A 6655-nucleotide genomic window follows, 5' to 3' on the forward strand; every position below is an offset into this window, starting at 1 on the left:
GGAGTATGGCTTTTGCGAGTGAACGAGAACGTCTTGCCGTCCCGGCCACCGCCGCGGCACCCCGGCTGCTGGGCGCGGTCCTGACCCACGACTTTGATGGCGAACGTGTCAGTGTGCGGATCACCGAGGTGGAGGCCTACATGGGGAACGCGGATCCCGGCTCCCACGCGTTCCGGGGCCAGACCGCACGGAACGCCACCATGTTCGGGCCGGCGGGGCACCTGTACGTGTACTTCACTTATGGCATGCACTACTGCGCCAACATCGTCTGCGGAACGGACGGCGACGCCACCGGGCTGCTGCTCCGTGCCGGGGAAATCGTCGAGGGAGCCGACATTGCAGCGGTGCGGCGCGGAAATCCGCGCAACCTGCTCGACCTGGCACGCGGTCCGGCACGCCTTGCCCAGGCGTTGGGGATTTCCCGGCCGCTGGACGGGGCTGACGTGTTCGCGCACCCCCTGCATCTGGCGCTGCCCGCCGAACCGGTGAGTGCGGACCTCATCTCCACCGGGCCCCGGGTGGGGGTGAGCGGCCCCGGCGGGACCGATGAGTATCCCTGGCGGTACTGGCTCACCGGGGATCCCACCGTGTCCAAGTACCGTCCTGCCCAGCCGAAGCGCCGTCCGGCGGCCGCGGCGGGCACACCCGGGGCCGCCGCCCTCCGGCCGTGAAACGCAGAACGGCGCTCCAGGTGGCTGCCACCCGGAACGCCGTTCTGCTAAGCCCTGACTAGGAGCGCGGGAGCGGAGCCTGCGCGGAAATGAGCTTCCGCTCGAGCAGCTCATCCCAGAAGGCACCCGGGATGTCGGCCTTCATCGCGGCGATATCCTCGGAGACGCGTTCGGGCCGGCTGGAACCCGGAATGACGGCAGCCACGGCGGGGTGGGCGGTGGAGAACTGCAGGGCAGCAGCCTTCAGGCTCACGTCGTGCCGGCCGGCGATCTCGGTCATGGCGGCGATCTTCTGCTTGATCGCCGGGGGGATGTCTCCGTAGTCGAAGTGGTCGCCGCCCAGCAGGGCGCCGGAGTTGAAAGGACCGCCAACGACGATGCCCACGCCCTTCTCCTGCGCGGCGGGCATCATGCGCTGCAGGGCGCGGTCGTGCTGCAGCAGCGTGTACTGGGTGGCGGAAAGGCTCATGGTCGGTGCGGCCTCGTCCATGTCCATGGCCAGCTCGATGGGCTCAGTGGTGTTCACGCCGAGGCCCCAGCCGTTGATGACGCCCTCTTCCTGCAGTCGGGCGAGGACCCGGAACGCACCGGTTCGCGCCTCATTGAACTTGGCCACCCACTCATCACCGAGGAAGTCCCGGGAGGTGTCATGGATGAACACAAAGTCCAGGCGGTCGGTCTTCAACCGGTTCAGGCTCTCCTCGATGGAGCGCAGCGTGGCGTCGGCCGTGTAATCCGTGGCGATCTTGTTCGAGCGTCCATGGTTGAAGAGGCCTTCGCCCTTTTCCTCTTCTTCATCCAGGATCAGCCGTCCCACTTTGGTGCTCAACACGTACTCATCGCGGTTATGCCGGGAGATGACCTCACCCAGGCGGGATTCCGCGAGGCCGGCGCCGTAAAACGGGGCGGTGTCGAAGTAACGGATGCCCGCGTTCCATGCGGCTTCAACCGTTGCCAACGCTTCGTCCTGGGGAATATCCCGGAACATGTTTCCCAGCGGGGCTGTGCCGAATCCGATCTTGTTCTTGAGCACTTCATGCAGGTTAGACATATGTTCCAATCCTTGACTTCATATTCAAAAAACCCGGGCCCGGTGAGGAGCCCGTCATCTGGCGGCAACCGCCTTTAAACGCCCTTTATTCCTGTGTGCGGCCGGATATGGCCGCGAGATAAGCGCCACAGCGGTCCGCCCGGCTCCGGCCGCACCGGGTGGAACGGGTAAGGTAGACGGGTGAAAGATGCCCCGGCAGAACCGGTTAACAACGAGCCCATTGAACAAGCCATCGAACGCCTGGGCGCTGTAATCCCCGATTACCCCAAGCCCGGCGTCGTCTTCCGGGACCTGACCCCGGTCTTCGCAGACGGACACGCCCTCCGCGGCGTTGTGGATGCCCTGATTGCCCCGTTTGAGGGACAGTTCGACTTCGTCGCAGGAGTGGAAGCCCGCGGGTTCCTCCTGGCCGCCGCCGCTGCCTACGCTTCCGGCAAGGGCGTCATCACCGTACGCAAGCCGGGGAAGCTGCCGCGCGAGGTGTTCTCGGAGAGCTATTCCCTGGAGTACGGCGAGGGCGCCCTGGAACTGCACCGCGACGACATGCCCGTTGGCTCGCGGGTCCTGATTCTCGACGATGTCCTCGCCACCGGCGGGACACTCGGCGCTGCCGCCCGCCTGATCCGCAAGGCCGGCGCCGAAGTGACCGGATTCGGCGTCGTGCTGGAACTGGGCGATCTCGGCGGCCGGGACCGCCTCGGAGACACCCCCGTGACCGCGCTGGTCCGGTACTAGGCTCCGCCCTTTCCGCGGGGCGGCGTCGGCCGGTGCGCGACACGCTTGTCCCCGCAGGCAGCAGCTGAGAGATAAACCGCATACATTAGTGACCTGCAAAAGTCCAAATGCACTGTAAGATTGACGCTCTGCCTTTGCGAGAGGGAACTCGAACATGCCTGAAACACCTTCAGCTTCCAACGAGCTGGAACACGAGCGTCAGTACGTCGCGGGACTGTACGCGCGCCTCGATGAGCTGCGTGAGGAAAAGCGGGACCAACTCGCCGCGATCCGGCGCAGCCATGCCTCCGGATCCCACCAGAACCGCTCCGAGCGCGACGCCTTTGCCACCATGTACGAGGACCGCCTGGCGCAGCTGAATGCGGTCGATGACCGGCTCGTTTTCGGCCGCCTGGACCTCGACGACGGCGAAGAACGCTACATCGGCCGCATCGGCCTTTCGACCGCGGAGCTGCAGCGGCTGATGGTCGACTGGCGTGCCCCGGAAGCCGGAACCTTTTATCAGGCCACTGCCTTCGAGCGCCAGGGGGTTCGACGCCGCCGGCACCTCATCCTGAAAGGCCGCGACGTGCAGGCCATTGAGGACGACGTGCTGGACTACTCCATGCTCGAGGAAGGCGAAGCCCTCCAGGGCGAGGGCGCGCTGCTTGCAGCGTTGAACTCCAAGCGGACCGGGCAGATGTCCGACATCGTCGGCACCATCCAGGCAGAGCAGGACCGCATCATCCGGGCCCCGCTGTCCGGCACGCTGGTGGTCCAGGGAGGACCCGGTACCGGCAAGACCGCCGTCGCGCTGCACCGCGCCGCGTACCTGCTGTACACGCACCGCGAACGGCTGAAGTCCGCCGGCGTTCTGCTGGTGGGGCCCTCCAACGCCTTCATCCGCTACATCGAACGCGTGCTGCCTTCCCTGGGCGAGACCGGCGTCGTCATGTCCAGCCTGGGGCAGTTGATGCCCGGCATCACCGCCACCCACGAGGAAGACCCGGCAACCGCCGAGGTCAAGGGCCGGCTGTACATGGCCGACGTCGTCGCCCGGGCGGTTGCCAACCGGCAGCGCCTGCCGCGCGAGCCGCGGAAGCTGAACGTCGAGGGCACCATCCTGACCTTGACGCCCAAACAGGTCCAGCGGGCCCGTGACAAGGCGCGTGCCACCGGCAAGCCCCACAATGAAGCCCGGGTCACCTTCGTAAAGATCCTGCTGCGCGAACTGACGGAGCAGATGACCGAACAGCTGGAGGAATCGGCCGGAGCGGGAAACAGCACCGACCGGGCCTATCTTGCCGAGGATGTCCGCAGCGCCCGCGACGTGCGGGTGGCCCTGAACCTCTGCTGGATGCCGCTCACCCCGGAAAAGCTCATCACCGAGCTGTTCAGCAAGCCCGGACACCTGGAAGCGGCCGCACCGGAACTGACCGACGCGGAACTGGACCTGCTGCGCCGCAGCGCCGGCGCGCCGTGGACCGAAGCCGATGTACCGCTGCTGGACGAAGCGGCCGAACTGCTCGGCGAGCTGGACGCTTCCGCCGGCCGGGAAAACGCCCTCCGTGAGGAACAGCGCAAGCGTGACCTTGCCAATGCCGAAAGCGCCATCGCCAACACCGAAGGCTTCCTCGAGGACTCCGGAGCCCATGGCATCCTTTCCGCTGAAGACCTCGCCGACCACAACGCGGTGGGGGAGCAGCGCCTGACCGCTGCCGACCGTGCCGCCGTCGACCGCACCTGGGCCTTCGGGCACATCGTCGTCGATGAAGCGCAGGAACTGTCCGCCATGCAGTGGCGCCTGCTGATGCGCCGCTGCCCGCTGAAGTCCTTCACCGTGGTGGGCGACATTGCCCAGACCAGCTCGGCTGCCGGGGCAACCTCCTGGCAGGCGGCGCTGGATCCGTTCGTGGGGGAGCGGTGGACGCTCGAAGAGCTCACCGTGAACTACCGCACGCCGGCGCAGATAGCCGAGGCCGCGGTTCGCATGGCCAACGCTGCCGGCCTCGTGGTGTCCGCCCCGAAGGCGGTGCGCGAGGGCCGCTGGGCGCCGTTCATCGACGAGGTGCCCGAGGACGGCCTGATCCAGCGCCTGCTGGACACCCTGCCGGAGGACCTGGACGCGCTCGACGGCGGTCTGCTGGCGATCATTGCCGAAGACCACCGGCTTTCCGCGGTCCGCCGTGCGCTGGTTGAGGTGTACGGTGCGCGCGTGGGCTCCGGTGCCGGCGGTGTGGAGCAGGACATCGTGGTGACCTCGCCGCGGGAGGCGAAAGGCCTGGAGTTCGACGGCGTCGTGATCCTGGAACCGTCCGAACTGCTCACGGCAGCTGCCGGCAAGGTGGGCGACCTGTACGTGGCGATGACCCGTCCCACGCAGCGGCTGCGGCTGATCGCTGCGCACGGCATCCCGGCAGGCATTCCCGAAGACTGATAATTTAGAAAGCGTGTCAGACAACATCGTGAACCCCGGGGGCCTCGACGCCCAGCAGAATGATTCCTCCTTTGCCAACATCTGGCAGGAACTGAAGTGGCGTGGCCTTGTGCACGTCTCCACGGATGAGGCGGAACTGGAAAAGCTTCTCGCCGGGGGACCGATCACGTATTACTGCGGCTTCGACCCGACGGCGCCGAGCCTGCACCTGGGCAACCTGGTGCAGCTGATCACCATGCGGCGCCTTCAGCTTGCCGGCCACCGGCCCCTCGCCCTGGTCGGCGGCTCCACCGGGCTGGTGGGTGATCCCCGTCCGACGGCGGAACGCACCATGAACACCAAGGAAACCGTTGGCGAGTGGGTCGGCTACCTCCAGGGACAGGTGCAGCGCTTCCTCAGCTTCCAGGGGCCCAATGCCGCCCGCATGGTGAACAACCTGGACTGGACCGCCCCGATGAGCGCCATCGATTTCCTGCGGGACATCGGCAAGCACTTCCGGGTCGGCACCATGATCAAGAAGGAAATCGTTTCCTCGCGCCTGAACTCCGATGAGGGCATCAGCTACGCGGAGTTCAGCTACCAGGTCCTGCAGGGCATGGATTACCTCGAGCTGCACCGCCAGTACAACTGTGTGCTGGAGACCGGCGGTTCCGATCAATGGGGCAACCTCACCAGCGGCACCGAGCTGGTGCGCAAGGTAGAGGGCAAGACGGTCCACGCACTGGGTACTCCGCTGATCACCAACAGCGACGGCACCAAGTTCGGCAAGAGCGAGGGCAACGCGGTCTGGCTGGACGGCAGCATGACCAGCCCGTACGCCATGTACCAGTTCTGGCTCAACACCTCCGATAACGATGTGGTGGACCGGCTCAAGGTCTTTACCTTCATGAGCCGGGCACGGATTGAAGAGCTGGCGCTTGCGGTGAAGGAAGCACCGCATCGGCGCGAGGCGCAGCGGGCCCTGGCCTACGATGTGACGTCGCTGATCCACGGAACCGAGGCAACCGACAAGGCGATTGCTGCTTCCGCCGCATTGTTCGGGCAGGGGGACCTGGCCGAACTCGACGAAGCAACCTTGAAAGCCGCGACGGAACAGCTGCCCGCAGCAGTGGTAGCCCCGGATTCCCTGGGCATCATCGACCTGCTCGTCGCGTCGAAGCTGGCCAAGACCAAGTCCGACGCACGCCGGACCGTGGCCGAGGGCGGTGCCTACGTGAACAACGTCAAGGTCACCGATGCCGACGCAGTGATGGAGTCCAAGGACCTGCTGCACGGCCGGTTCCTGGTACTCCGCCGGGGCAAGCGGACGCTTGCGAGCGTCGAGGTCTCCGCCGTATAGTTTTAATGCTTCTTTCGAGCGATCCTTCGGGAAGAACTCCGGGGAAGCAAAGGGGACGGCTTCGGCCGGACCCGCAGGACTTGGGGCAGGTCTCGCCGGACAACGGCGAGCCTGCCGGCCCTGTAGGAGGGGGCGGAAGCCTGTGCGGCGGATCACCTCGAACCGGTTTGCAAGGACCGGAGCGGGTGTGTAAAGTTATGGGAGTCGCCGCGGCCGGGACGCTGGAAAAGCGCCCGAAGCATGGCGGCCAAACCCACCAAAAATCTTCAGTCCAGCTGATGCGTGCCCTTCACGGGCCGGCAGGGAAGACTGCGGTTGATGCTGGGTCCGGAACGGCGGTGGAACCCTTTCCAGGGAGTCCCGATAAGGGATGATCCGGGAATTGCGGAAAACGCCGGAATGGAATAAGATATAAAAACATTGCAGCGAAGAAGAAAAGGAAA

5 protein-coding genes are annotated in these 6655 nt (G+C 65.8%); 4 read left to right on the top strand and 1 reads right to left on the bottom strand.

Features of this window, described 5'->3' with window-relative positions:
• Nucleotides 1-5 precede the first annotated feature (5 nt).
• A complete protein-coding gene (locus tag AC5RT8_RS08030; protein ID WP_494095171.1) occupies nucleotides 6-671 on the top strand; it encodes a DNA-3-methyladenine glycosylase in 666 nt (221 codons plus the stop codon).
• A gap of 58 nt (nucleotides 672-729) precedes the next feature.
• Here the strand turns inward: AC5RT8_RS08030 and AC5RT8_RS08035 are convergent, their stop codons facing one another.
• Nucleotides 730-1722, bottom strand: a complete 993-nt coding sequence (locus AC5RT8_RS08035; RefSeq protein ID WP_494095172.1) for an aldo/keto reductase — start codon at nucleotides 1720-1722, stop codon at nucleotides 730-732.
• Between the two features lie 180 nt (nucleotides 1723-1902).
• Here AC5RT8_RS08035 and AC5RT8_RS08040 point away from each other — a divergent pair, with 180 nt between their 5' ends.
• The 3 genes from AC5RT8_RS08040 to tyrS all read left to right on the top strand — a co-directional run bounded on the left by AC5RT8_RS08040 (nucleotide 1903) and on the right by tyrS (nucleotide 6212).
• Nucleotides 1903-2457 (top strand): adenine phosphoribosyltransferase, encoded by a 555-nt coding sequence (locus tag AC5RT8_RS08040; RefSeq protein ID WP_494095173.1) that lies wholly within the window; start codon nucleotides 1903-1905, stop codon nucleotides 2455-2457.
• A 154-nt stretch (nucleotides 2458-2611) separates the two neighbouring features.
• Complete coding sequence (locus AC5RT8_RS08045; protein WP_494095174.1) at nucleotides 2612-4873, top strand: HelD family protein; 2262 nt, start codon at nucleotides 2612-2614, stop codon at nucleotides 4871-4873.
• A gap of 13 nt (nucleotides 4874-4886) precedes the next feature.
• Nucleotides 4887-6212, top strand: a complete 1326-nt coding sequence (gene tyrS, locus AC5RT8_RS08050) for a tyrosine--tRNA ligase (RefSeq protein ID WP_494095175.1) — start codon at nucleotides 4887-4889, stop codon at nucleotides 6210-6212.
• Nucleotides 6213-6655 lie beyond the last annotated feature (443 nt).

The sequence above is a fragment of the Arthrobacter sp. Ms25 genome, from assembly GCF_059090365.1.

What these genes read in the sequence shown, in the direction of transcription:
- AC5RT8_RS08030 (WP_494095171.1), top strand. Translation starts at nt 6, where the DNA reads ATGGCTTTTGCGAGTGAACGAGAACGTCTTGCCGTCCCGGCCACCGCC.
- AC5RT8_RS08035 (WP_494095172.1), bottom strand. Translation starts at nt 1,722, where the DNA reads ATGTCTAACCTGCATGAAGTGCTCAAGAACAAGATCGGATTCGGCACA.
- AC5RT8_RS08045 (WP_494095174.1), top strand. Translation starts at nt 2,612, where the DNA reads ATGCCTGAAACACCTTCAGCTTCCAACGAGCTGGAACACGAGCGTCAG.